The organism is Pseudomonas sp. FA117, assembly GCF_057370475.1.
Genome location: NZ_CM170675.1, coordinates 2,809,386 through 2,833,279, shown reverse-complemented (window position 1 = coordinate 2,833,279; position 23,894 = coordinate 2,809,386). Strand labels below are relative to the sequence as shown.

General features: G+C 65.0%; 27 protein-coding genes and 1 pseudogene. 6 read left to right on the top strand and 22 right to left on the bottom strand.

All coding sequences use genetic code 11. From position 1 onward, the window contains the following. Positions 1-4 precede the first annotated feature (4 nt). From AC1TXO_RS12990 to AC1TXO_RS12940, 11 genes and pseudogenes are all read right to left on the bottom strand, one after another. Positions 5-1,147 (bottom strand): MexC family multidrug efflux RND transporter periplasmic adaptor subunit, encoded by a 1,143-nt coding sequence (locus AC1TXO_RS12990; protein WP_486406704.1) that lies wholly within the window; start codon positions 1,145-1,147, stop codon positions 5-7. Between the two features lie 169 nt (positions 1,148-1,316). Beyond that, the gene (ku, locus tag AC1TXO_RS12985; RefSeq protein ID WP_486406703.1) at positions 1,317-2,144 is read right to left on the bottom strand and encodes a non-homologous end joining protein Ku; all 828 of its coding nucleotides are present in this window, start codon (positions 2,142-2,144) and stop codon (positions 1,317-1,319) included. Positions 2,145-2,195: 51 nt separating this feature from the next. After that, complete coding sequence (locus tag AC1TXO_RS12980) at positions 2,196-3,101, bottom strand: SDR family oxidoreductase (protein WP_486406702.1); 906 nt, start codon at positions 3,099-3,101, stop codon at positions 2,196-2,198. Next, entirely contained in the window at positions 3,094-4,266 is a 1,173-nt protein-coding gene (locus tag AC1TXO_RS12975; protein WP_486406701.1) for a carboxylate-amine ligase, read from the bottom strand. The genes AC1TXO_RS12980 and AC1TXO_RS12975 overlap by 8 nt, the downstream gene beginning before the upstream one ends. Positions 4,267-4,273: 7 nt before the next feature. Continuing rightward, the gene (locus AC1TXO_RS12970) at positions 4,274-5,227 is read right to left on the bottom strand and encodes a methyltransferase (protein WP_486406700.1); all 954 of its coding nucleotides are present in this window, start codon (positions 5,225-5,227) and stop codon (positions 4,274-4,276) included. Continuing rightward, positions 5,218-6,564, bottom strand: coding sequence for an iron-containing redox enzyme family protein (locus AC1TXO_RS12965; protein WP_486406699.1), 1,347 nt, complete (start codon positions 6,562-6,564; stop codon positions 5,218-5,220). The genes AC1TXO_RS12970 and AC1TXO_RS12965 overlap by 10 nt, the downstream gene beginning before the upstream one ends. Before the next feature lie 18 nt (positions 6,565-6,582). Next, entirely contained in the window at positions 6,583-6,765 is a 183-nt protein-coding gene (locus AC1TXO_RS12960) for a hypothetical protein (RefSeq protein ID WP_486406698.1), read from the bottom strand. A 61-nt stretch (positions 6,766-6,826) separates the two neighbouring features. Beyond that, a complete protein-coding gene (locus AC1TXO_RS12955) occupies positions 6,827-6,991 on the bottom strand; it encodes a con-10 family general stress protein (protein WP_486406697.1) in 165 nt (54 codons plus the stop codon). A 158-nt stretch (positions 6,992-7,149) separates the two neighbouring features. Then, positions 7,150-8,427 (bottom strand): NTP/NDP exchange transporter, encoded by a 1,278-nt coding sequence (locus AC1TXO_RS12950; protein ID WP_486406696.1) that lies wholly within the window; start codon positions 8,425-8,427, stop codon positions 7,150-7,152. A gap of 3 nt (positions 8,428-8,430) precedes the next feature. After that, positions 8,431-9,339 (bottom strand): aldo/keto reductase, encoded by a 909-nt coding sequence (locus AC1TXO_RS12945; RefSeq protein WP_486406695.1) that lies wholly within the window; start codon positions 9,337-9,339, stop codon positions 8,431-8,433. A gap of 81 nt (positions 9,340-9,420) precedes the next feature. Further along, positions 9,421-10,160 (bottom strand): annotated as a pseudogene (locus AC1TXO_RS12940) (Dyp-type peroxidase). A 323-nt stretch (positions 10,161-10,483) separates the two neighbouring features. On the opposite strand from AC1TXO_RS12940, the gene AC1TXO_RS12935 reads away from it, so the two are divergent. Then, positions 10,484-11,377 (top strand): bile acid:sodium symporter family protein, encoded by an 894-nt coding sequence (locus AC1TXO_RS12935; protein WP_486406694.1) that lies wholly within the window; start codon positions 10,484-10,486, stop codon positions 11,375-11,377. Between the two features lie 11 nt (positions 11,378-11,388). On the opposite strand, the gene AC1TXO_RS12930 is transcribed toward AC1TXO_RS12935, so the two are convergent. Continuing rightward, positions 11,389-11,853, bottom strand: a complete 465-nt coding sequence (locus AC1TXO_RS12930; RefSeq protein ID WP_486406693.1) for a sterol desaturase family protein — start codon at positions 11,851-11,853, stop codon at positions 11,389-11,391. 424 nt (positions 11,854-12,277) lie between these two features. On the opposite strand from AC1TXO_RS12930, the gene AC1TXO_RS12925 reads away from it, so the two are divergent. Further along, positions 12,278-12,991, top strand: a complete 714-nt coding sequence (locus AC1TXO_RS12925) for an MgtC/SapB family protein (RefSeq protein WP_186664602.1) — start codon at positions 12,278-12,280, stop codon at positions 12,989-12,991. Here AC1TXO_RS12925 and dksA read toward each other — a convergent pair. The 3 genes from dksA to AC1TXO_RS12910 are packed head-to-tail and all read right to left on the bottom strand — an operon-like array spanning position 12,988 to position 15,321. Next, positions 12,988-13,395, bottom strand: coding sequence for an RNA polymerase-binding protein DksA (dksA, locus tag AC1TXO_RS12920; protein ID WP_486406692.1), 408 nt, complete (start codon positions 13,393-13,395; stop codon positions 12,988-12,990). The two genes, AC1TXO_RS12925 and dksA, sit on opposite strands and share 4 nt — an antisense overlap. A gap of 25 nt (positions 13,396-13,420) precedes the next feature. Next, entirely contained in the window at positions 13,421-14,758 is a 1,338-nt protein-coding gene (locus tag AC1TXO_RS12915; RefSeq protein WP_486406691.1) for a dihydroorotase, read from the bottom strand. A 2-nt stretch (positions 14,759-14,760) separates the two neighbouring features. Continuing rightward, entirely contained in the window at positions 14,761-15,321 is a 561-nt protein-coding gene (locus AC1TXO_RS12910; protein ID WP_486406690.1) for a gamma carbonic anhydrase family protein, read from the bottom strand. Between the two features lie 183 nt (positions 15,322-15,504). On the opposite strand from AC1TXO_RS12910, the gene AC1TXO_RS12905 reads away from it, so the two are divergent. Next, on the top strand, positions 15,505-16,005 hold the full coding sequence (locus AC1TXO_RS12905; protein ID WP_486406689.1) for a DUF4142 domain-containing protein: 501 nt from the start codon (positions 15,505-15,507) through the stop codon (positions 16,003-16,005). Between the two features lie 26 nt (positions 16,006-16,031). Continuing rightward, positions 16,032-16,283 (top strand): hypothetical protein, encoded by a 252-nt coding sequence (locus AC1TXO_RS12900; RefSeq protein ID WP_486406688.1) that lies wholly within the window; start codon positions 16,032-16,034, stop codon positions 16,281-16,283. Between the two features lie 45 nt (positions 16,284-16,328). On the opposite strand, the gene AC1TXO_RS12895 is transcribed toward AC1TXO_RS12900, so the two are convergent. The 6 genes from AC1TXO_RS12895 to AC1TXO_RS12870 all read right to left on the bottom strand — a co-directional run bounded on the left by AC1TXO_RS12895 (position 16,329) and on the right by AC1TXO_RS12870 (position 22,011). Beyond that, a complete protein-coding gene (locus AC1TXO_RS12895) occupies positions 16,329-16,505 on the bottom strand; it encodes a DUF6021 family protein (protein WP_486406687.1) in 177 nt (58 codons plus the stop codon). 34 nt (positions 16,506-16,539) lie between these two features. Then, on the bottom strand, positions 16,540-17,547 hold the full coding sequence (locus AC1TXO_RS12890; RefSeq protein ID WP_486406686.1) for a DNA-binding protein: 1,008 nt from the start codon (positions 17,545-17,547) through the stop codon (positions 16,540-16,542). 225 nt (positions 17,548-17,772) lie between these two features. After that, positions 17,773-18,651 (bottom strand): helix-turn-helix domain-containing protein, encoded by an 879-nt coding sequence (locus AC1TXO_RS12885; protein WP_486406685.1) that lies wholly within the window; start codon positions 18,649-18,651, stop codon positions 17,773-17,775. Beyond that, on the bottom strand, positions 18,648-20,060 hold the full coding sequence (locus AC1TXO_RS12880; protein WP_486406684.1) for an aminotransferase: 1,413 nt from the start codon (positions 20,058-20,060) through the stop codon (positions 18,648-18,650). Before AC1TXO_RS12880 ends, AC1TXO_RS12885 begins: the two co-directional genes overlap by 4 nt. A gap of 34 nt (positions 20,061-20,094) precedes the next feature. After that, entirely contained in the window at positions 20,095-21,201 is a 1,107-nt protein-coding gene (locus AC1TXO_RS12875; protein ID WP_486406683.1) for a polyamine ABC transporter substrate-binding protein, read from the bottom strand. Between the two features lie 120 nt (positions 21,202-21,321). Then, entirely contained in the window at positions 21,322-22,011 is a 690-nt protein-coding gene (locus AC1TXO_RS12870) for a metallophosphoesterase (protein ID WP_486406682.1), read from the bottom strand. 75 nt (positions 22,012-22,086) lie between these two features. Here AC1TXO_RS12870 and AC1TXO_RS12865 point away from each other — a divergent pair, with 75 nt between their 5' ends. Together AC1TXO_RS12865 and AC1TXO_RS12860 are read left to right on the top strand one after the other, a co-directional pair. Further along, the gene (locus tag AC1TXO_RS12865; RefSeq protein WP_486406681.1) at positions 22,087-22,599 is read left to right on the top strand and encodes a DUF3016 domain-containing protein; all 513 of its coding nucleotides are present in this window, start codon (positions 22,087-22,089) and stop codon (positions 22,597-22,599) included. A gap of 68 nt (positions 22,600-22,667) precedes the next feature. After that, positions 22,668-22,910: a hypothetical protein gene (locus AC1TXO_RS12860; protein ID WP_486406680.1), complete on the top strand. Its 243-nt coding sequence runs from the start codon at positions 22,668-22,670 to the stop codon at positions 22,908-22,910. Positions 22,911-22,933: 23 nt separating this feature from the next. On the opposite strand, the gene AC1TXO_RS12855 is transcribed toward AC1TXO_RS12860, so the two are convergent. Beyond that, positions 22,934-23,740, bottom strand: coding sequence for a lipopolysaccharide biosynthesis protein (locus tag AC1TXO_RS12855; protein ID WP_486406679.1), 807 nt, complete (start codon positions 23,738-23,740; stop codon positions 22,934-22,936). Between the last annotated feature and the right edge of the window lie 154 nt (positions 23,741-23,894).

Here is a 23,894-nt window from a genome sequence, read left to right as displayed (position 1 = left end):
CGCCTCAGCGTGCCGCAGCTTGCTGGGCCGCCGACGGCGCCACCGGCACCCCCGGTGCCAGGCCTGCAGGGCTGCCGACGATCACCTGGTCGCCGGGTTGCAACCCTTCGGTGATCAGCCAGCGTGCGCCGTGCATGCTGCCGGTCTGCACGCCGCGGGCCTCGGCCATGCCGTCGGCGCCCACCAGCATCACCCGCGCCTGGCCATCGGCGCTGCGCTGCACGGCGCGCTGTGGCACGAGAATGGCGCGGCTGTCCGTACCCTGCGGGGTGTGAACGCGCACATACATGCCGGGCAGCAGGATGCCGTCGGCGTTGTCGAAGCGCCCGCGCAGGGTGACCTGGCCGGTGCCACGGTCCACCGACACATCGGTGAACACCAGTTGCCCGGCCCGTTCGTAGTCGGTGCCTTCGACCCGCGCAGTCAGGTGCTGGTCGCTGCCGCTGGCCAGTGCACCGTCCTTGAGTGCCTGGCGCAGGCGCAGGGCATCGGCGGCGGACTGGGTGAAGTCGACATAGATCGGATCGAGCTGCTGGACGCGCGCCATCAACGTCGCGTCGCCCTGCCCGACCAGTGCCCCTTCGGTCACCAGCGCACGACCGATGCGCCCGGAAATCGGCGCCTTGACCGTGGCATAGCCCAGGTTCAGGCGCGCGGTCTCGACATCGGCCTGGGCCGAGCGAATCGATGCCTCGGCGCTGCGCAGGTCGGCGCTGGCGGTGTCGAAGTCCTGCTGGCTGACGGCCTGGATCTCGACCAGCGGCGCATAACGACGGACCCGGGCCTGGGCTTCCTGGCGCACCGCCTGGGCGCGGGCCAGATCGCCCTCGGCCCGTGACAACGCGGCCTTGAACGGCGCAGGGTCGATCTGGAACAGCACATCACCGGCCTTGACGTCGGCGCCTTCCTCGAAGCGCTTGTGCAGGACGATACCGGCTACCCGCGCACGCACTTCGGCGACGCGCATCGGCTCGACCCGGCCAGGCAGCGTGGAGCTCAAGGTCAGCGCCTCGCTGGCGACGGTCAGGGTCTGTACGGGCAATGCCGCCTGGGCATCGGCCTGAGGTTCTTCGGAACTGCCGCAGCCGACCAATAGCAGGATCGCTGCCAGCCCACCGGCCCATCCTGTTGCACGCAAATTGCTCATTTATGCTCACCGAGCCTTTGATTAAAACGGCTCGAATGGTACTAACCGACCATTAATGAGTCAATTTAGTCTCATTTGATATTTGTGTTAAAGATTGTAAGCTGGCTGGTTTCAATCCTGGAGTGGACGGCCTTTGCAAGCAAGCATCCGCGAAGCGCGCAGATCAGACTCAGGACGCCTTGCGCGGCTTCTTCTCGCCCTTCCCGCCCTTGCCACCCAGGCTGCGCTTGAGCAACTCGGTCAGGTCGAGGATGTCCGCACCTTTCTCGCTGGCGGCGCCCTTGCCCTTGTCGACGCTGGCGATCTTGCCCTTGCTGGCCTTTTCCTCCACCAGGTCGAGAATGGTCTGGCGAAACACATCGTGGTACTCATCGGGCGACCACGGCCCGCTCATGTCCTCGACCAGCCGCTTGGCCATGTCCAGTTCCTTCTTGTCGACCTTGACCTCGGTGACGCTCTTGTCCAGTTCCAGGCTGTCGATGCCGCGCACCTCGTCAGGCCAGCGCAAGGTGATGAGCACCAGTGCATCGTCCAGCGCGCGCAACAACGCCAGGTGCTGACGGGTGTGCAGCACCACGGTGGCCAGGGCCACCTTGCCGGTTTTCGCCAGGGTTTCGCGCAGCAGCGCATAGACCTTGCCGCCGCGCTTGTCGGGGCTCAGGTAATAGGGTGTGTCGAAGTGCTGCAGGGGAATGTCGCCTGCCTCGACGAAGGAAAAGATATCGATCGTCTGGGTGGCTTCGGGCCGCGCCTTGCGAATCTCCTCTTCGCTGATCACCACGTAGCGGCCCTTCTCGTGCTCAACACCCTTGACGATGTTGTCCTTGTCGATTTCCTTGCCGGTGACCTTGTTCACCCGCTTGTAGCCGACCGGCTCCATGCTGCGCTTGTCGAGCCAGTCGAAGTCGATGCGTTCGCTGCGCACCGCGGTGTTCAGCGACACCGGGATGTGCACCAGACCGAAACTGATCGCGCCTTTCCAGATTGCACGGGCCATGGCCGGCTCCTCCTGCGGGTTGGCCTCTGTCCAGAGGCGCTCGGATGGGGTTCAGGGTAGCGGATTGCCGCCGGTGACGCCGAACACCTCGCCGGTGATATAGCTCGACTCCTGGCTGGCCAGCAGTACGTAGAGCGGCGCACATTCGGCTGGCTGGCCGGGACGTTTCATCGGCGTCTGCGCGCCGAACTCGGGGATCTTCTCTGGAGGCTGGCCACCGCTGGGCTGCAGCACGGTCCAGATCGGACCCGGCGCCACGGCATTGACCCGGATGCCGCGTTCGATCACCTGCTTGGCCAGCGCCTTGGTGAAGGCAACGATCGCCGCCTTGGTGGTGGCGTAGTCGAGCAGTGTCGCCGACGGCTGGTACGACTGGATCGAGGCGGTGTTGACGATGGTCGCCCCGGCCGGCATCAGCGGCACCGCCGCCTGGCACAGCCAGAACAGCGCGTAGACGTTGGTCTTGAGCGTATGGTCGAACTGTTCGTGGCTGATCTGACCGATATCCTTGCGCGCCTCCTGCTTGCCGGCGACGTTGACCAGGATATCCAGGCCGCCCAACTGTTCATGGGCCTGATCGACGAGGGTCTTGCAGAAGGCTTCGTCCTTGAGGTCGCCGGGGATGGCGATGGTCTTGCGCCCTTCTGCCTCGATCAGCTTGATCACTTCGCGGGCGTCTGCCTCCTCCATCGGCAGGTAGTTGAGCGCGATATCAGCGCCCTCCCGGGCATAGGCGATGGCCACGGCGCGGCCGATGCCTGAGTCGGCACCGGTGATCAGGGCCTTGCGCCCGGCCAGGCGGCCGAAGCCTTTGTAGGTGCTCTCGCCGTGATCGGGCTTGGGCGTCATGTGCGCATCCAGGCCCGGCGCTGCCTGGCCCTGGGACGGAAACGGCGGGTGGGGATACTGGGTCAGCGGGTTCTGCATGCTGAACTGGTCATGAGGTCGGTTAGGCATGGAGCCTCCTGGGTGGGGATGATGAATGGGGAGATGTCGATGGGCGTTCGCCTGGCTGGGCGTCGGCCAGCACGTGCTCGATCACCCGGCGCAGGGCCTGGCGTTGGTCGTTGCCATTGGCACGGGCCTGCGCCAGGCAGGCGAGCTGGCGGTCGGCACTGGTGCCGTCGGCGAGGATGTGGCGGGCATGGATGAAGGCGCGCTCGGCGTCGGCTGTTCGTTCGGGAAACACTGACTGCAACTGGGCCAACCAGGCCTCGGCATTGACCGGGTGCTGCTCGTGGACGCCAATGAACTCGCCATGACGCCCGTGGCGCATGGCGCGCCAGTAGTTTTCCTGGGTCACCCAGCGCAACTCGCGGGTCAAATGGCCAGGGCGAGCGTGATCCAGGCAGCAGTGCTCGACCATGTGGCGAAACAGCGCCGCGATGCACAGTGCGTCTTCCAGGCGCGGACATGCGTCGCAGATACGCAGCTCGACGGTCGGATAACGCCGCGATGGACGGATCGCCCACCAGAAGTCGCCGTCCGTAGACAGTGAGCCGGTGCGTTCGAGCAAGGCCCGATAACGTTGATAGGCAGCCCAGTCGGCGAGGGCTTCGGGCAGCCCCATGTGCGGCCACTCACCGCAGATCACGCGGCGGTAGCTCATGTAGCCGGTCGACTGGCCAACCCACAACGGCGAGGAGGTGCTCAGCACCAGCAGCAACGGCAACCAGCAAAGCACCCGGTTGATCAGCTGCATGCGGTCGCAATCCGGTGGTACACCTACATGCACATGCAGCCCCGACAACAGACTGCGCCGCGCGACGTGCTGGTAATCCTCGAAAAGCTGCGGGAAGTGGCCACTGCTGCGTGGGCGTTGGCGCAACCACTGGGCGCTGGGGTGGCTGGCGGCGCAGAACAGCCCGATGCCTTCCCGGGCCAGGACAGCGCCGAGCCGATGACGGCAGTCGCTGAAGAACTCACGCGCCTGGTGCAGGTTGCCGAACACCGGCGAAGCGATCTCGATCTGGCTGTGGAACATCTCTTCGGCAAACGACGCGCCCGCTGCTTCCCGGCACAGCCTTGCCACCGACTGACCCGGGTTGGCGATCACCTTGCCACTGGCCAGGTCGACCAGCAGATACTCCTCCTCGATGCCGAATGAACTGGACCGGTACATGAGCGCCTCAGCGGTTGCGCGTGACACTGAGCAGCACCGCAGCGATGCGCTCGACCTGTTCATAGCCGGGTTCCAGCAACTGCTCGCCGAACACATCCGGGTCGAGTTCGCGGTACACCCAGCTCCACTTCGGACCGCCCAGGCGCAGGCGTGCAGCCTCGAGCAGCGGATCGCGCCCCTCGATCACCGCGACACCGGTATAGAGCAGCAAGGTGCCGCCAGGGCTCAGGCGCTCGCAGGCCTGCTGCAGGATTCGCAGGGACAGCTGCATGCCCAGGCCGCTGCCGCCGTGGCGGTACTGGCGTTTGTCGGCGTCGAGCATGTAGGGCGGATTGGCCACGATCAGGTCGAACAGACCGCTGATGCCATCGAGTATGTCGCTGGGCTCGACCGAGACATTGCCCAGCCCGGCCAGTGCCGCGTTGATGGCGGTGTAACGCAATGCCAAGGGGTTGATATCCACGGCGCTGACCTGCGCGTGCTGCGCGGCGCGCGCAATCAGCAACGCGCCCACGCCGGTTCCGCAGCCGATATCCACGGCATGCTGCACCGGCGCAGCGCTGGCTTGCAGGTGCTCGTGAATGACCTGGGCGAAGCGGTAGCTGTCCGGGCCGAAGAACACCGCGTCGTCGGAGTCGGTCGGGTAGGCAGAGTGCAGCAGCAACAGATCGTCCAGGTTGGACCAGCGTACCGTGCAGCGCAGCAGGCTACCCTCCTCCTTGATCACTTGTGCGGTGCGCAGTTGATCGAGTTCATCGGCAGACACCAGCGACACCGGAAACGCCCGGCTCCACCCGAACACGTCGCGCAGGGTGTAGGCACGGGTACCGCCGGGCCGGGCGTTGTTGTGCGCGTGTGTGGCCGGTGTGACGCAGGTGAAGCGGTAGCCATCGGCGCGCAGGCGCTGGCCGAGGTGCAACAAGGCCTGGTCGGCCTGGGCCTGTTCCTTGCTCAGTTGCATCCGCTCGGCCCTCCTGCACACAGCCCGGTCGCCTTGAGATAGCTGCGGGTGGCGGCCAGCCCCTCGGGCAGCGCATGCCGATTGCCCGCCATCAGCTCGATCAGCGTGGCGACATCCATGGGTGATGAGCTCGGGCTCGGGGATTGCTCGAGATCGAGTGCCGCCTCCCAACTGCCAGGCCGCAGCCTGCGGGTGGGAGGGGCCTGCCAGTCAGCCGCGATCCAGTCATGCCAGAGTTGTTTTTCGTACGGGCTGAACACCCCGAACATCGCCGCCGTCGGCCCGTCGATCAGGCCCCAGAAGCGGCTGAGTCGAGGGTCCTGCCCACGGCGTACCCAGCCCTGGGCTTGCAACGCCTGCAGAAACTCGCCCATGCCCGCCTCGCTGGCCAGCCACTGGTTGAGGCTGCGACCCTGCAGCCGGCAGTGATCGGAATGCATGAACTGGCCGAACAGGCGCTTGCGCTCCAGCGCATCGATCAATTCGGCTTGCAGATCGAAGCCTGCGATCAGCGCTTCGGCGCCGATACCCAGCTCGTTGAGCCTGTAGCCGCGGCGCACCCGTTGTTCGAACGCCTGCACGTCGTTGCCGGGGCGCAACTGCGCGAGGGCTTGCAGGGAACGGTGGGCATGGCCGCTGGCGGCGTTGTCGATCGTCACGTGGAGCTGGAAGTAGAAACCGTCGATCCCCAGTTCAGCCAGTTCGTAGGTGGTAATCAGCAAATGCAGCGGCGGCTGCTCGTAGCCAAGGTTGTAGCCGATGACTTCCGGCAGGTAGTCGTCGCCATACTGGCCCAGCGCAAGCTGCACACAGCCCTGCAGGTAGCGCGCGTCATCCAGCGGTGCGAGTTCGAGGCAGCCCAGACGGCTGAGCAGGCGTTGATAGACCAGCACATGGTTGCTGCGTGGGTCGCCGTCGCCGAGTTCCTCGAGATAGGTGCGGATAAGGCCGTGGTAACGAGGATCGCGCCAATGCGCCAGCGTGCTTTGCAACCAGGTGCCATCGACCGCCTTGGTGGGTGCGACCTGCTGCAGGAAATACAAGGCCTGGGTGCGATTGGCGAAATAACGCCGGGGCGCACCCTGGCGGCGTTGCTCGAGGTACTCGGCGTAACGCCGGGACACCTTGGCGGCTTGTTCGGCACTCCAGCGCTCCAGGCCGCCGAGTGACGACGGCAGCGCGTCGTCCAGGGCGTCAGCCAGTTGCAACTGTTGCTCTAGCCAAGTCCGCGAATCGTCATCCCGGCCTTCGAGCAGGCGGTGATAGCGATGCTGCAGCGGTGCATCGGCGCGCTTGGCGCAGGCTTCGAGGGTCGGATTGCAGGTCAGGACCGTCATGCCCTACTCCTTGCGCGCTCAGGGGGTTTTCTGTGGCTGCGTCTCGGGCATCGGCTCGGAGGCTGGGGCGTCCGGCTTCTGCATCTGCAGCGAGGGCTTGCTGGGATCGGCGTCCTTGGCCGGGTGGTCGGTGTCACGGTCGAAACAGCCGCCGGTCAGTGCCAGGCTGGCGATCAAGCAGAGCAATGGGATCGTGCGCATGGGATAGCCTCCCCGGAAAACGGTTGCAGTGCCGGGCTGCCCCGGCACCGCGCAGCATCACTTACGAACGACCGCCCTTGCGGCCCATGTCGTCGGTCTGCTTGTTGCCACCGGATTGCTGGCCGCCCTTGCGCCCGGCGTCGGAAGCTTTCTGCCGGTCGTTGGCGAAGTTGCCAGGATTCTTGGTACCACCCTGACTGCCAGTCTTGTTCTGGTTGTTGGCCATGGTCTTGCACCTCTTGTGGCTGGGGAATGCACGGTCGTGTGCCGTACATAGGTTCGGAGTTCGGCGATAACGGCGGATTCGTTTTATTGCCGAACCGGCAGACCGGTGGCGCTAAAGGTGCGCAAGGGATGTATTTGGTGCAGCGTGCTTTGCCTGATTCAGCGAGGGGTTTCGAGCTGGCGCTGACGGCGCCCGAGCCAGGCACCGGTGAGCCCCCAGCCCAGCGCCAGGAGGGCGCCGATCGACATGGCCAGTTGCGGGTGCTCGCCCAGCAGGTCGAGGCCGCGCTTGACCCAGCCGCTCAAGGCATCGCCGCCGCGATAGACCACGGTGTCGATGAAGTTCTTGGCCTTGTACTTGTCCTCGGCGGGCAGCACGGTGAAGAGCATTTCCCGACCCGGTCGCACCAGGGCGTATTCACCGGCGCGACGGATGACCATGACAACCACGAACACAGCGAATACCGGTGCCAGCGCCAGCCAGAGAAAGCCTGCCGCCATCACCAGCGGCACCGCCACCAGCAATACGCCGACTCCCAGGCGCCGAGCCAGGCGTCCGGTGAGGAACAGCTGGGTCAGGATCGCCAGTGTCTGCACCACCGTGTCGATCAGGCCGAACACCTGGGTCTGGCGGGTGCGATCGCTGAAGGTCTCGCTGACGATGCGCGCCTGTTCGAAATACAGGAAGGTGCTGACGCTGGCCAACAGCACCACGAACAGCCCGATGCCCAGCAGATAGGGCGATCGCAGCACTGCCGTCGCCCCGGCGAAGGGGTTGCCGCCCAGCGGTCTTGAGTCCGGATGCTCGGTGGCTGCCGGCAATGGCTGGCGTGCGCGCCAATGCTGCAGGTACAGCGCAGCGGCAACGCTGCCGAGCAGGAACACGCCTGCCAGCACCAGCAAGCCTGCATGCCCCAACGGTGCAACCAGCAGCGTGCCGAGTATCGGCCCGCTGAGGCCGCCAAGGCTGGCCCCGGCGGCCAGCAAGCCGAACAGGCGCTTGCCCTGCTCGCTGGAAAACAGGTCTGCCAGCACACTCCAGGCCAGGGAAATGGCCAGCAGATTGAACACCGACAGCCAGATGTAGAAGGCCCGCGCATTCCAGAGGTCGTCCGGATCGCGGGCAAAGAGCACAGCGAACAGCAACAGGTTGCTGATGAAGAACACGTAGGTCCACGGCAGGATACGCCGCCGTTTCACCCGCGAGGCCAGCCAGCCGAACAGCGGCAGGCAGGCCAGGGTGGCAACGAAGGTGCCGGTGAACAGCCACTGCAGGTTATCCACTCCACCGGCTATCCCCATGGTCTCGCGAACCGGACGCAGCATGAAATAGCCGGTGAACAGCAGGTAGAACAAGGCGAGCCCCGCAACCACCGCCGGACCTTCACCGGGCTGGATGTCGAGGCTTTGCTGCAGACGCCGTCGCCAGCCGTGCATGGCTCAGGCGAACTGCTTGATCAGCGCCTGGCGCTGGCTTGCGGTCAGCAGCGGGCCGCTGCCGGCCTTGAGCTGGTCGAGCTGGCGGTCCGGCCGCCCGGTGGCCGGAATCACCGTGGTCACCGCGGGATGGCTGATGGCGAACTTGAGGAACAATTGGGCCCAGCTGCCAATTCCTGCCTCTGCCGCCCAACCCGGGAGTGCCTGATCCTTCACTCGGGCAAACAGCCGGCCATCGTCGAAGGCGCGATTGATCAGCACTGCGACGCCCTTGTCCTGGCATAGCGGCAGCAGTTCGCGGGCCGCATCCGGGGCATTGACCGAGTAGTTGATCTGGATGAAGTCCAGCGGCTCGCTGCGCACGATGCGCGCCACTTCGTCCTGCCCGCTGTCGAGGTAGTGGGTGATGCCGACATAGCGGGTCTTGCCCTGCTGCTTGAGTTCGCGGGCATAGGGCAGTTGCCTTTGCCAGTCACGCAGGTTGTGGATCTGCAGCAGGTCGACTTTGTCGCTGCGCAGGCTGGCCAGGCTTTGCGCCCACTGGCGTTCGGCCGCCTCGCGGCTGTCGGCGGCGATCTTGGTGGCGATGAAGCACTGGCGATGCCAGCCGCCCTCTTCCAGCAGTTGGCCGAGTATGGCATCGGCGCCGCCGTAGTTCGGCGAGGTGTCGATGACCCTGCCACCGCCCTTGAAGAAGGTCTCGAGCACCGCCTTGAGCTGTTGGTACTGGGGGGAGCCGGCCTCGACCTCGAAGCTGCCGGAGGTGCCGGCGCCGATCACCGGCAAGGCTTCACCGGTGGACGGGATCTTGCGGCTCAGCAGGCCGCCGGCGGATTCGGCGCGCAGCCAGGGGCTCAGGGCCAGTGCGCCCAGCGCGGCACTGGCCCGCAGGACATCACGACGTGCGTACATGGAGGGCTCCCGTTTGCAGGGGAAACCCTCAAGGCTAGTCGCTGCATCGCCCTGTGCAGGGCGATTTCTGTATCGGGATATTTAGCCGAGCAGCAGGCGCAGGTCCAGGCCGTGCTCACCCATGGGTGGGCACCAGTAATAGCCACCGGTCAGGGGGCGGCTGAAGCGGTACAGGGCATCGATCACGCCGTCTTCCAGCCCGCTCATGCGACGCAGCTGAACCTCGAAGGCATCGAACGAATGCCCCAGGGCGACGAAGGCCAGCCCGGCGCCACGGGTGTCGGCCCAGGACACCGAACGGCGCACCATGAAGGCCTCGGGGTCATAGCTCTCCTGGGCGGTGCGCTTGACGTGGGCCGACGCCGGCGCGTCGTCCAGTCCTCGTTGTCGCTCAGACGACGACCGATGATGTCGTCCTGCTCGGCTTGGGGCAGCGACTTGAAGTAGTCAAGGTCATGCTTCCACAGCTGGAATGCGGCGAAGCTGGAACCGGCCAGCCCAGGCTGTTCGCCGGGCACGATGGCGGCATCGACGGCGTCCTCGTCGCGCGGGTTCTCGGTGCCGTCTTCATAGCCGGTCAGGTCGCGGCCGCCACGGTGCAGGAAGCCGTCGACGCTGTCGACCAGGGTCAATGCCGGAGCCAGCGCCTGTTCCAGGGCCTGGGCGCGCAGGAACAGGTCGCCGCGTTCTTCACCGCGCAGCCACAGCCACAGTGCATGCTGGGTGGCCGGGTTCTCGACCACGGCATCCAGTTGCGGGAAGCTGCGCAGGCCCGGCACCTCACGCCCCAGCGCCTTGGCCAGCGGAGCGCCGACGGCCATGATCAGGCTGCGGCCATCGACTTCGGCGAGCAAGGCATCCAGTACCGCCGGCAGCGCCTCCCCGGCATGCAGGGCGAAAAACAGGTGGCGGGCGTGAACCGGCACCGGGGTGGCGAGCAGACCTTGCTGGAACGACATGACAAGCTAATCCTTCGGCAAAAGCGCGAATCCTACTGCGCCGCGCGCCCCATCGCAACGCGTCAGGTCGCCGCGAGCCCAGGCTCGCGCGGTAACAAACGGTTACCAAAGGCTGGCGTCTTGCAATTATTCGTCGGCTGAAGCCTGCCTACACTTCTGCGCAGACTTCACCCTAGAGAATGCCGATGACCGCCTCCCCCCTGCTCACCGCCTTCCTGCCCATTGCCCTGGGCATCATCATGCTGGGTCTGGGGCTGTCCCTGACCCTCGCCGACTTCGCCCGGGTGGTGAAGTACCCCAGGCCGGTATTGATCGGCCTGGCCTGCCAGATCCTGCTGCTGCCCTTCATCTGCTTCCTGATTGCCAACGGCTTCGGCCTCGAGGCCGCCCTGGCGGTGGGCCTGATGCTGCTTGCCGCCTCGCCGGGCGGCACCACGGCCAACCTGTTCAGCCACCTGGCCCATGGCGACGTTGCGCTGAACATCACGCTGACGGCCGTCAACTCACTGATCGCCATCCTGACCATGCCGCTGCTGGTCAACCTGTCGCTGATCTACTTCATGGAGTCGGACCAGGCCATCCCGCTGCAATTCGCCAAGGTCATGCAGGTGTTTGCCATCGTGCTGCTGCCCGTGGGCCTGGGCATGCTGATTCGCCGCTACGCATCGGCCTTCGCTGCGCGTATGGAAAAGCCGATGAAGCTGGTGGCGGCGCTGTTCCTGGCATTCACCATCGTCTTGGCGCTGGCCAAGGACTGGCAGACGGTGGTCGAGTATGCGCCGGTGGTGGGTGTCGCCGCGTTGCTGTTCAACCTGGTCAGCCTGGGGCTGGGCTACTGGGTGCCGCGCCTGCTGCGCATTCCCAAGCGCCAGGCGATCGCCATCGGCATGGAGATCGGGATCCACAACGGCACGCTGGCCATCGCCCTGGCGTTGAGCCCGAGCCTGCTGAACAACGCCACCATGGCGGTGCCGGCGGCGATCTACAGCCTGATCATGTTCTTCACGGCGGCAGCGTTCGGCTGGTGGGTCAGTCGTGGCCACAAGGCGGACGTCGCCGTGCAGGAAACCTCGGGCTGAACCATTGAGAGTCAGTCGCCGCGTCGCTCGCGCAACTGCCGCTTGAGCACGCGCAGCGGCGGTGCATAGAAGAAACCGAACGACACGCTGCCGGCACGGCCTTTCACCGCATGGTGCAGCCGATGGGCGCGATACAGGCGCCTCAGGTAGCGCTGCACCGGCCGGGGTTTGCGCGGCCAGTGACGGTGGAAGAAGCCGTCGTGTGCCAGCACGTAGAGCACGCCATAGCCTGCGACGCCACCCCCCACCCATTGCAGTGGCGCGTAGCCGGCCTTGCCCAGGGCCATCAAGGCGGCGGCGATCAGTGCCAGCGCCACCAGGTAGAGGTCGTTGGTCTCGAGCACACCCAGGTGCGGTTCATGGTGCGAGCGGTGCAACCACCAGCCCCAGCCGTGCATGACGTACTTGTGGGCCAGCGTACCGACGCCCTCCATGGCCACCAGGGTGGCGAGCAGCACGGCGATGTTGAACAGCATGGGACGGTCCGGCGTGGATGGCGAAAGGCGCAAGGGTAGCATTGCTGGCCAATCCTGAGGAATCGGTAGGAGGTTTCGGCAATGAAGCAATTGTCATCAATCCGCGCTTGATTCATCGCCAGCGGGGGCGTAAGGTCCGCTGCGCAATTTCGCATCCCCCACAGGAGTCCTGCATTGGACAGTAGCCCCAGTCGATTGCGACAGGTCCACACGGCAAGCTAGTCCGGCAGCATTCCTGCCGCTGTCTTGCCGAACACGGTAGACGGCGGTCCATCACGCCTGCACAGGCGGATCCCCCTCTTCTTTCCCCACTTGGCCAGCATTTGCCGGCCAGTGTCGTGGCCCTGCGCGCTCATTCATTTGATCGGCGCCCTCGATGACAGAGGCGCATGCGCGGGCCGTTGCCCGTGGAAAGAGGTTTGCTATGGATTGGAAAGTATTTCTGCTGCGCGTCAGCGTAGCCCTCGTACTCGGTGCCCTGATCGGCGCCGAACGTCAACTGCGCCAGCGCCTCACCGGCCTGCGCACCAACGCGCTGGTCAGCACTGGTGCCTGTCTGTTCGTGCTGATGACCCAGGCGGTGCCAGGCATGGAGCCCAGCGATGCCTCGCGCATCGCCGCCTATGTGGTATCGGGGATCGGTTTTCTCGGCGGTGGCGTGATCATGCGCGACGGTTTCAACGTGCGCGGCCTGAACACCGCAGCCACGCTCTGGTGCACCGCCGCCATCGGTGTGCTGTGCAGCCTCGGGCTGCTGCTGGAGGCGACCCTCGGCAGCCTGGTGGTGCTGTGCGCCAACATCCTGTTGCGCGACATCGCCCAGCGCCTGGATCGCCAGGACGTGGTCCCGGCCAGTGAAGTCGAGCAGCGTTTCGAGGTGCGCATCGTCTGCCGGGCCGAGGACGAGATCCAGGTACGCAGCCTGATGCTGCACAGCCTCAGCGACCCGGGCCTGCGCCTGCAGTCGCTGCACAGTGAAGACCTGCACGATCCGCTGCGTCTGGAAGTGCGCGCCGAGCTGCTGGGCACGCCGCAAGCGCCCGCCCAGCTCGAGCGCCTGGTCAGCCGGGTGAGCCTGGAAAAAGGTGTCAGCTCGGTGCGCTGGCAGCTGTATGCCCAGCCGGTGGTGGTCGACTAGGCATCGTCGCGCAAATGCCGTTCCCTGAGCTCCTGCCGCTCCTTGGCCTCGATGCACAGCGTCGCGGTCGGGCGCAGCAGCAGGCGGCGCAGGCCGATCGGCTCGCCGGTTTCCTCGCACCAGCCGTAATCGCCCCGGGCCAGGCGTTCCAGCGCCTGGTCGATCTTGTCGAGCAGGCGCTTTTCCCGCTCAAGGGTGCGCAACTGCCAGTGGCGCTCTTCTTCGGCACTGCCCAGGTCGGCTGGATCGCTGTGCACTTCCTGCTCGCGCAGCGCCTGGAAGTCCTGCTCTATGCGCTCCTGCAATTCCACCCGCTGCCCCAGCAACAGGTTACGGAAGTACTGGCGCTGGGGTTCGTTCATGTAGGCCTCCGCCGGTTGGCGGAGCAGGTCTTCTTCGGTCATCGGGCACGCTCGTGCAATAAAGGATTCATCGATCGAACATCAGTGGCAGGCCCTGGCAGCGTGGCTGCACCCGGCCCTGGTGCCAGGCGAGCTGGCCGGATACCACGGTGCTGCGCACCACATGGTGAAAATGCCGATGCTGGAACGGCGTCCAGCCGCAATGGGCCAGCACCGGCTCCTCGGCGACGGGTCGCGGCTGCGCCAGGCGCTCGACCAGGGCAAGGTCTGCCCAGTAGCCCTCGCGCAGGAAACCGCGCTCACGGATGGCGAACAGGCGAGCCACCGCGTGGCTGGTCTTGTCGACCACCTGCGCAAGGCTCAGCACGCCTTCGCTGACCAGCTCCAGCGCCGCGGGCAAGGCGTGCTCTACCAAGGGCAGGCCAGACGGTGCGCGGGCGTAGACCCGGCGTTTCTCTTCCAGGGTATGGGGGGCATGATCGGTGCCGATCACGTCGATCACATCGCTGGCCAGTGCCTGGCGCAGCGCGTCGCGGTCACTGCGCGCCTTGATCGACGGATTGCATTTGATCAGGTGGCCGAGCTGCGCGTAGTCACCGTCGTCGAACAACAGATGATGCAGGCAGACCTCGGCGGTAATGCGCTTGTCCTGCACCGGCCCGGGGCTGAACAGCGCCAGTTCGCGGGCGGTGGTCAGGTGCAGCACGTGCAGGCGGGTGCCGAAACGTCGGGCCATGTCCACCGCCATCGACGAGGAGCGGTAGCACGCCTCGGCATCGCGGATCAGCGGGTGGGCAGTCGCGGGAATGAACTCGCCATGGCGCTCGCGCCACAGCGCTTCGTTGGCCAGGATGCTCGGGGTGTGTTCGCAATGCGCCAGGAGGATGGTCGGGCAATAGATGAACAAGCGCTCGAGCACCTCGGGATCGTCCACCAGCATGTTGCCGGTGGACGCGCCCATGAACACCTTGACCCCCGCGACCTCGCGCGGGTCGAGCGAGGCGATGGTGTCGAGGTTGTCGCGACTGACACCGAAGTGGAAGCCGTAGTTGGCCTGCGAGACGGCGGCGGCGCGGCGCTTCTTGTCGGCCAGCGCAGCCGGGGTGAGGGTCGGTGGATCGGTGTTGGGCATGTCCATGAAACTGGTGATGCCGCCGGCCACGGCCGCGCGCGACTCGCTGGCCATGCTGCCCTTGTGCGCAGCCCCCGGCTCGCGGAAGTGCACCTGGTCGTCGATCATCCCCGGCAGCAGGAACTGGCCGCGGGCGTCGATCTCGAGCCTGGCGTTGACGCCGTCGATACTGGGGGCGATCTTGTCGATGCGCCCATGGGTCACGCGCACGTCGGCGTCGAACTCACGCCCTTCGTTGACCAGCCGGGCATTGCGAATCACCAGGTCGGCCATGATCAGAACTCGTTCTGCAGGGCCTTGTAGCCCTGGACCAGGTCGATGTTGGTGCGCGCCACATCCTCGGAAAACTCCGAGGCCGACACGCTGACCGGTGGATAGCGGCCAAGGTCGGTGTGCGGGCCGATGTGTTCGGTGGGCGGCACGTAGAAACGCTCCGGCAGGTCCCGGCCATCGACCACCGAGTTGTGCCGCACCACGCAGCCATCGCCGACGCGGCAGTTGAACAGCACGCTGTTGAAACCGATGAACACCCGGTCACCAACCACGCAGGGGCCATGGACGATGGAGCGGTGGGCGATGGAGGTGAACTCGCCGATGCTCACAGCCGCCCCGGACTTGGAATGGATCACCACGCCATCCTGGATATTGGAGTTGGCACCGATGACGATCGGCTCCATGTCACCGGAGGCGTCGACTTCGTCGGCGCGGATTACCGCATAGGGGCCGACGAACACATTGTCCTTGATGATGACCTTGCCGCAGATGATCGCGGTCTTGTCGATGTAGGCCGATTCGGCGATTTGCGGGAGATGGCCGGAGGGGTTTCTGCGGATCACGGTGCGGTTCCTGACACAGGCTGATTCAGGCAAATGTTACGTTATAACAATTTACTTGCAACCCCCCTCTCCCATTCCCTTGCCGCATGGCATGAGGCCGACGAGAAATTTCAAACTTTCGCCGCCCGCCAGCGCTCAACCGTACGCGACACCGACGTCGCGCCTACGGACAAGGAGAGACACATGAGCACTCTGTTCCTCAAGCGAGCCGGCCTGTGCATGGCCATGGGCCTGGCCTCGATGCAGGTAATGGCCGCCTCCTCCGACGACTTCGTCGATGCTGCCACCGAGGCTGGCATCGCCGAAGTGGTGACCGGCAACCTGGCGCTGGAAAAGAGCAAGGACGCCGAGATCAAGACCTTCGCCCAGCAGATGGTCACCGACCACACCCAGGCCAACCAGAAACTCGGTGACATCGCGCGCAAGCTGGACCTCAGCGTACCTGACGAAGCCGCACTCACCGACAAGGTCAAGAAGATGATCCTGGAATGGCGCGACGAGTCGTTCGACAAGTCGTACGTCAACAACCAGGTCGATGCCCACGAAAAAGCCGTGGAGCTTTTCAAGAAGGAAGCCGGCTCGTCGGACAAACCGGAGCTCAAGGCGTTCGCCAGCGAGACCCTGCCGACCCTCGAGAAGCACCTGGAGCATGCCAGGCAGCTTCAGGCCAAGCACGGCAAGTGATCAACAGCTGACCAGAGAGGCTTGATATGAGTAATGATGCCCTGCGCGCCGAAGTCCTGACTCGGCTGTTGCACGCCCACCCGGAAGGCCTGGGCAAGGAAGTGCTGGACAATTATCGCGGCGAAAAAGCCGTGGCGGGAATGCTCAAGACCTTGCAGGAGGCCGGCCTGATCCACGACGGTAGCGTCAGCGTCGATGCCGATCACCAGATCAGCGTGCGCTATCCGATCAAGCTGTCCAGTGCGGGCGTGGACGCGGCGCGCCAGGCCGAGGCCTGACCACCCAGCGAACGGGCACGGTACCGGGTACCGCGCCCGTTCGCTTCATTCAGGCTGCTTTTCGTGATCCCGGGGTGGTTTTGCCGGCCCCTGCGGGTCGACCTGCGGATCCTCCAGGTCGGGTGAATCGGGGTCGAAGCCCAGGTCCTGCTTGCTGGACGCATCCTCGGACGAATGAGGACCCTGTGCGGGATTCGGTGGCCGTTTCTGTTCGCTCATCATGCGCTCTCCGTACAAGTGTCTACGGAAGAAAGCCTCAGCCTGGCGAAGTTTGATTTATCTGCACATCCCTGTCGCGAACGGCTTCGAGCTCGCTGCACCGGGCCTCGCTGAGCGTCAGGCGGTCCTGCAGCCGCTCGATCAAGCGCGTCTGCTCGCCCAACAGGTCTTGCTGGCTGACCCGCGCCTGGCGTTCGACATCCAGCTGACGGCGCATTTCCTCACTCGCGCCCTGTGCCTGGGCCAGGATCGAACGCAGCCCCTGCACCTGGGCATCACGCTGCTCCAGTTGCTCGTCGAGCTGCTGCTGGCGGGCACCGCTCTGGCGGTTCTCGGTGAGCAGGCGTTCGTTGTCGCGGTGCAGGCGGGTCAGCTCTTCCTGGCGCACGATCGCGCCCTGCTGCAACTGACGCAGCTCGACATTCAGTTGCTGTACCTGCGCCTCGTGGCGGCGCTGGTCCTGTTCGCGCTGCTCGCGGCTGGCACTGCGGTAATGCTCGAGCGCGTCGCGGGCATTGCGGTGCTTTTCTTCCAGCGAGCGGACCTGCTCGTCCTTGTCGACCAGCCTCAGTTGCAGCTCGCCGACTGACTGATTGAGGCTGGCGCTGCGCAGTTGCTCGGCCTGCAGGGTGCTCAGGGTGGTCTCGAGCTTTTCCGACTCGGCCTGCAGGGCGCTGGCCTGGATCTGCTGTTGCTGGTGGGCGGCGGCCAAAGCCTGCTGGGCCAGCTGCAGTTGTGCCTGCAACTGTTCGCGTTGCTCGTCGAATTCAGCCTGGGCCTGGGCGATGCGCGCCTCCCCTTCCTCACGCAGTTGCTCGGCCAATTGGCCAACGAAGCGGCCGAGGGTGTCGCTGAGGGCCGGCGAGCGCTTGTCGGCCAGCGGCTGCTGCGCCTCGAGTTCCTTCAGATAACGATGGATGGTGGTTTTCGAGCCGGTATTGCCCAGTTCGATGCGTACTGCATCGATGCTCGGATGTTCGCCCCGGGCGATCAGCGCCTGGCGCGCCTGCTGCACGACCGCCTTGTTGATACCGCCCCGGGCCATGTTTGCTCCTACGATTTCGTACCGTGGTATGTAGCCTGTAATTACATACCATATCAAGATCAATCGCCAATGTAATTTGATGAAATAAAAGATGGGATAATCACGGGTTATCGAATGTTATGGACGAAAATGCGCACGAACAGGCGCCTGGCTGTACCAGGTCGCAGGGAGGGAATGGTCGAAACGGGCGGGCAGCGCAGGCCTTCAGGCACGCTGAGTGGGGTGTCAGCCCTGGCGTAGCCAGTCGATGAAGCGGGCGAACAATTCCGACTGGGAGTTGATGCCGAGCTTGAGGTAGAGGTTCTTGCGGTGCATGCGCACCGTTTCGGGCGAGATGCCCAGTTCGATCGCGGTGGACTTGACCGAATGCCCGCGCAGGATCATGTGCGCGACCTCGCGCTCGCGGTCGGTCAGCACCTGGCATCCAAAGCTGTCGAACGCCGCCTGCAGGCTGACATGCTCCAGCGGCGCGGTGCCGGGCTCGAGGTTGTACCGGGCGTAGCGGCCGAGCAGTTCGCGAACCATCGGCTCGACGGCCCGCAACAGGTCGATCTGCTGCGGGCTCAGGCGTGTGCCGCTGCAGCCCTGGAACAGGCTGAGGGAAAGCTTGCGGCCCTCGCTGAGGTCGACGATGTAGTAGCTGTCTTCGCTGCAGCCGGTGCCCAGGTAATAGGCCTGGTAGTAGTCGCTGTCGAAGAAGTTGTCCGGGGCGATGTCCTGCAGGTGGTAGAAGCCCTCGGCCAGGCCGCTCTGCACCGCCAGGCAGAACGGATCGAGCAGGTAGCCTGCGGCGAAGTAGCGGTTGAGCACCGCATCGCGGTGAACCTGCGGAATCCCCTGCTGGTACAGCAGCCGCGGCGCCTGCCCCTGGCTCTCCAGGCTGATCATCATCGACTCGACCGCCACCAGTTGACCCAGTGCCGCAGCAAGCTGGCGCAGGGCATCCGGCGATTCGCTGCTGGCCAGCGCGCCCTGCAACGCTGCATGCCACTGCTGCAGGGCACCGAGGGTCAGGGTGAGGGGCGTATCGGGAGAGGCCTGGGTCATGCCCGGCAGTCTAGCCTGCCGGACACCCCCGCGCACAGCCCGCTGCAGGCTGCTCATCGGCCCTGGTACAGCCCTTGTGCGGTGAGCTCGCGCGCCGTTTCCAGGATGCACTGGCGCAAGGTCTCGACGATCTCGTCGACCTGGGCATGGGTCACGATCAGCGGCGGCGACATCACGTTCAGGTGCATGATCGGCCGCACCAGCAGGCCTTTTGCCTGGGCTTTGCTGTGGATGCGTTCGCCGATGTTGATGGCATCGTCGAACAGCGCCTTGCTCGCCTTGTCGGCGACGAACTCGACGCAGGCCATCAGCTTCATGCAGCGCACGTCGCCCACCAGCGGCAGCTCGCGCAGGCTCTGCAGGCGCTGCTCCAGGTAACTGCCGACGTCCTGGACATGGGCCAGCAGGCGCTCGCGCTCGATGATCTCGATGTTCTTCAGCGCTGCGGTGCAGCACACCGGGTGTCCGCTGTAGGTGAAGCCATGGGTGAAGCAGCGACCCTTGCCCGGCTCGGCGATCACCTGCCAGATGCGCTCGGAGAAGATGCACGCGCCCAGTGGCAGGTACGCCGAGGTCAGCCCCTTGGCGGTGGTGATGATGTCGGGCGTCACGCCGAACAGTTCTTCACTGGCGAAGAAGGTGCCCAGGCGCCCGAACGAGGTGACCACCTCGTCGGCGACGAACAGGATGTCGTAGGTCTGGCACAGCTGCCACATGCGTGCGAAGTACCCCTTCGGCGGGATGATCACCCCGCCGGACCCCATGATCGGCTCGGCGAAGAAGGCCGCGACGTTGTCGGCGCCCAGCGAGAGGATCTTGTCCTCGAATTCGGCGACCAGGAAGTCGAGGAATTCGGCCTCGTCCATGCCGTCGGGGGCGCGGTACGGGTTGGGGTTGGAGATGTGATGGATCAGCTCGTGGGCGTAGTCGAACTCCGGCACCCGGTCGGCGGCCTTGTTGCCGATCTGCATGGTCAGGGTGGTGGAGCCGTGGTAGGCGTTGTAGCGGGCAATGATGTGTTTCTTGCCGGGCTTGCCACGGCAGTTCTGGTAGTACTGGATCAGGCGGTACGCGGTGTCCACCGCAGTGGAGCCGCCGGTGGTGAGGAACACGTGATCCAGGTCGCCCGGCGCCAGTTCGGCGAGCTTGCGGCACAGCTCGATGGCCACGTCGTTGGCCATGTCGGAGAACGGGTTGGAATACGCCAGCCTGCGCACCTGGTCGGCGATGGCCAGGGCCATCTCTTCGCGGCCCAGGCCGATGTTGGTGCACCACATCCCGCCGACGGCGTCGAGGAAACGGTTGCCTTGGGTGTCGCGGATATAGGCGCCCTCGCCTTCGACGATGTTCAGCGCGCCCTGCTCGCGGTGCTCGTCGAACATGTGGTAGCCGTGCATGTAGTGGGCCTTGTCGGCTTCCACCAATGGGTCGTGGGCGATGGCGAATGCGGTATTGGGGGTGGCCATGGGCAGCTCCTTGGCAGGAATCGTTCGGGAATGTTCAGAAACCGGTCTTGACCGTGCTCCAGACCCGCGTGATCGCACGCATGTCCTTGGGGCTCTGGGTCTTCTGGGCGAACAGCCGTTCACGGGTCTGCGCGTCCGGGTAGATCGCCGGGTCCTGGCGGATCTCGGGTTGCACCAACGCGGTGGCCGCGGCATTGCTGTTGGCGTAGTGGATGTAGTCGGTCACCTTGGCCATGGTCTGCGGCTGCAGCAGGAACTCGAGGAAACGATGGGCGTTGGCCACATGCGGCGCGTCCTTGGGGATGTACAGGTTGTCGAACCAGATCAGCGAGCCCTCCTTGGGGATGAAGAACGACAGCTTGATATCCTTTTTCGCTTCCACGGCACGGGCCTGGGCGGTGGCGTAGTCGCCCGACCAGGTCAGGGCCAGGCATACATCGCCGTTGGGCAGGCTGGTCAGGTAGTTGACCGAGTCGAACTTGCGAATGTACGGGCGGATCCCCAACAGCAGTTTTTCAGCCGCCTTCAGGTCTGCCGGTGCGGCGCTGCGCGGGTCCTTGCCCAGGTATTGCAGTGCCAGCGGGATCACTTCGGTTGGCGCATCCATCAAGGTCACGCCGCAGTCGGCAAAGCGCGAGACGATGGCCGGGTCGAACAGCATGGCCAGCGAACCGATCGGTGCATCGGGCATGCGTGCCTTGATCTTGTCGACGTTGTAGGTGACCCCCGAACTGCCCCAGGTGTAGGGCGCCGAGTATTTCAGGCCCGGGTCGTAGCCCTGCAGGTTGGCGACTACCTGGGTATCGAGGTTGTGCCAGCTGGGCAGTTGCTGCCTGTCGAGCGGCTGGAACACCCCGGCCTGTATCAGCGGTGGCACCAGCGACGCGTTGAGCATGACCAGGTCGTAGCCGGAGCGACCGGTCAGCAGCTTGGTCTGGACCGTTTCATAACCGTCGAAGGTGTCGTAGACCACCTTGATGCCGGTGGCCTTCTCGAAATCGGCCAGGGTGGTCTCGCCAATGTAGTCGGTCCAGTTGTACAGCCTCAGCGTGTTGCCGGCGTCCGCCTCTGGCGCTGCCTGCGCCAGTGTCGTGGCGGACACCAGCAACAGACCGCCAATCACCTTCAGTGCCTTGCGCATAGCAACTCCATCGTGTGACTGCTCCGGATCGAGCCGATGGGGTCACTATGGGAGTTGGCGTCGCAGGCAGACATACCCCGAATGTGTGGGTGGTCGTTTTTGGGAAGGTCGCAGCGCCCGTCAGTCGCTGTCGGACAGCAGGGTCAGGGTGGCGAGGTCCAGCAGGCTGAAGAACCCGCTGCTCCAGCCACCGGTATCCAGGTGCCAGACATTGCCCAGTACCTTGGGGCGCAGCACCGGGGTATGCCCGACCAGCACCGCGCGTACCCCTTCGACAGCCTGGGTGTCACCGGCCTTCAGGCGCTGACGCGACCATTGACAGGTTTCACGCACATCGCGGTCGTCCCCGGCCAGCAGGCTCTCGCGCAAGCGGCTCCAGTCGCTGAACGGGCTGTCGGCATGCAACAGCCCGACCGCGCCGTGAGCAGTCTGCACCTCGAGGGCGATCGGCAGGGTTTCGAAGCGTTCGACGAAACGCACCTGCTGCGCCGACGGCAGGTCGAGAAACCAGCCTCCGCCGGCCGCACGGTACATGGCAAGGTCGATCCGGCCACCGCGCAGATGACTGATCGCCAACGCTTCGTGGTTACCCTGCACCGCGTGGAACCAGGGTTGCGCCAGCCATTGCAGGACATCCTCGCTATCAGGGCCGCGGTCGACCAGGTCGCCGACGCTGAACAGCCTGTCGCGCGACGGGTCGAACCCGACCTCGTCGAGCGCCGCCTGCAGGCGCTCGAAATGCCCGTGAATGTCGCCGACCGCCAGGTCACGCCCGTGCTCGTTGGCGGGGATGCGCCGAAAACGCGCCATTACATCTTTCCTCTGCTGTGCTGCCAGTGCCCGGCGTAGAATGGGCCGATACACAACCTGAACCGGAGGTGCATCATGCGCTCCACCCTCGCCTGCGCACTGCTGATGGTGCTGGCCTTCGACAGCATGGCACAAGGCACCCCGCCCGCGCAGGTCGAAGTGAGCTTCGATCACCCGGAAAAATTCCGCGATGCCAGCCTCGACAGCCCGGGCTACGAGCGCGGCGCCGATGCCACGGTGATCAAGGCACTCACCCTGCACCTGGAGAAACTCGGTCAGCGCTACCTGCCGCCCGGCCAGCAGTTGCACATCGACATTCGCGACATCGACCTGGCCGGGCGCTACGAGCCCTGGAACAGCAGTGCTCAGGATGTGCGCTTCATGCGCGAGATCACCTGGCCAAGCATCGACCTCAGCTACACCCTGACCCGCCCCGGCCTGCCCGAACGTACGGCGCGGGAGCGTGTGAGCGACAAGATGTACCTGAGCCGCCCGGGTCGGGCGGGCAGCAACGATCGGCTGTTCGCAGAAAAAGCCATGCTCGATGACTGGTTCCGCCAGCGTTTCGCAATTGGGCGCGCGTCCTGAGTTTTGCTGGTTAAAGGTTGGCCTGCGGGGGTATCCTCGGGGTTTGCCCCTGCCAAGGATGGACCCGCGTGAAGTACCTGCTGCTGGCATTGGCCAGCTACGCCGCCTGCTATTACCTGGTCGGCCTGCTGATCCGCGGCAGGCTCGCCGACATCGCCGAAGGCTTGCGTCACCGCCCGGATGCGCCGCCACCGGGCCAGTACCTGCGCGAGGTCGAGGCCCACGCCCGGCGCGCGCAACGGCATTACAGCCTGTTTGCAGGCTCGCTGGTCACCCTCGTGCTGTGCGCACTGGCGTGGTGGCTGGGCTGAACACGCCAATCGGCATCGGCCCCTCAGGCTACCGCTGCCTGTCGAGTCACAAGCGCACGGGCCTGTTCCAGGTCGATCTTCGGAATCAGCTCAGCGGGTATGCGCGAGCGGGCTGACAGGTTGTGCACGCGAAAATGCTCCCCCATCACCTGGCGCGTCATCAGCGTCATCGACGGCAGGATGCGGCTGTCCCAGTGCTGGTCAAGGCCGCAGGGCGAGCGCTTGCCACCTGCAGTTTCGTAGAAGCGCCCGGTGGACTGATCCATGTCCACGCCCACCAGCAGCACGTCCTCGAACCCCAGGTGACAGGCCAGTTGCAGCGCCACGTAGGCCACCGTGCGGGCATCGAAGAAGCCGTGCGAGAGGTTCCTGCTGAAGCCTATGGAGCGGCCACGCTTGCTCCACACGGCACGATTGCGCGCGTAGCGGCCGTCACCGAGCCCCAGCCATTCGGCAAAAGTCGGATCGAGGGCCTTGAGTAGCGGATAACGCTGGCAGTCACCCGGCAGGTCGAACAGTTCGAATTGTTCTGGCCACAGGGCGACTCGCGGGCTGCAGTGCAGCGCTGCGGCAAAGAGTTCGGGCTGCTGGTTGCAGAAGTCCTTGTCGGTGCAGAGGTAGAAGAACGGCCTGATATCCGTGCCGATGAGCATCGAAATGGAGCCGTTCATGGCGATTATCGGCACATCGGCGAATTCATCGAGTGGAAAGTCCCGCGCCGATGCGCCGGACGCCAGGATCACCACGGGACCCTTCTGGGTAGTGCGACACGCCTCGAAACTGGAGAACGCCCCGCGTGCGGCTTCTGGCCGCGACGGAAGTTGGTTCATGGATCTGGGCCGATGCTTTAAGTGGTTTCAGAATACAGTTGTTCACAATTGATAAATGTTTTTTTACATAACCCTTACATACGCCGGCAAGAGTGGCAGTAGGCCACTTTTCCGGTCATCCCAGGGATAGCCACCGGTGTTCCCCTGAAAACTG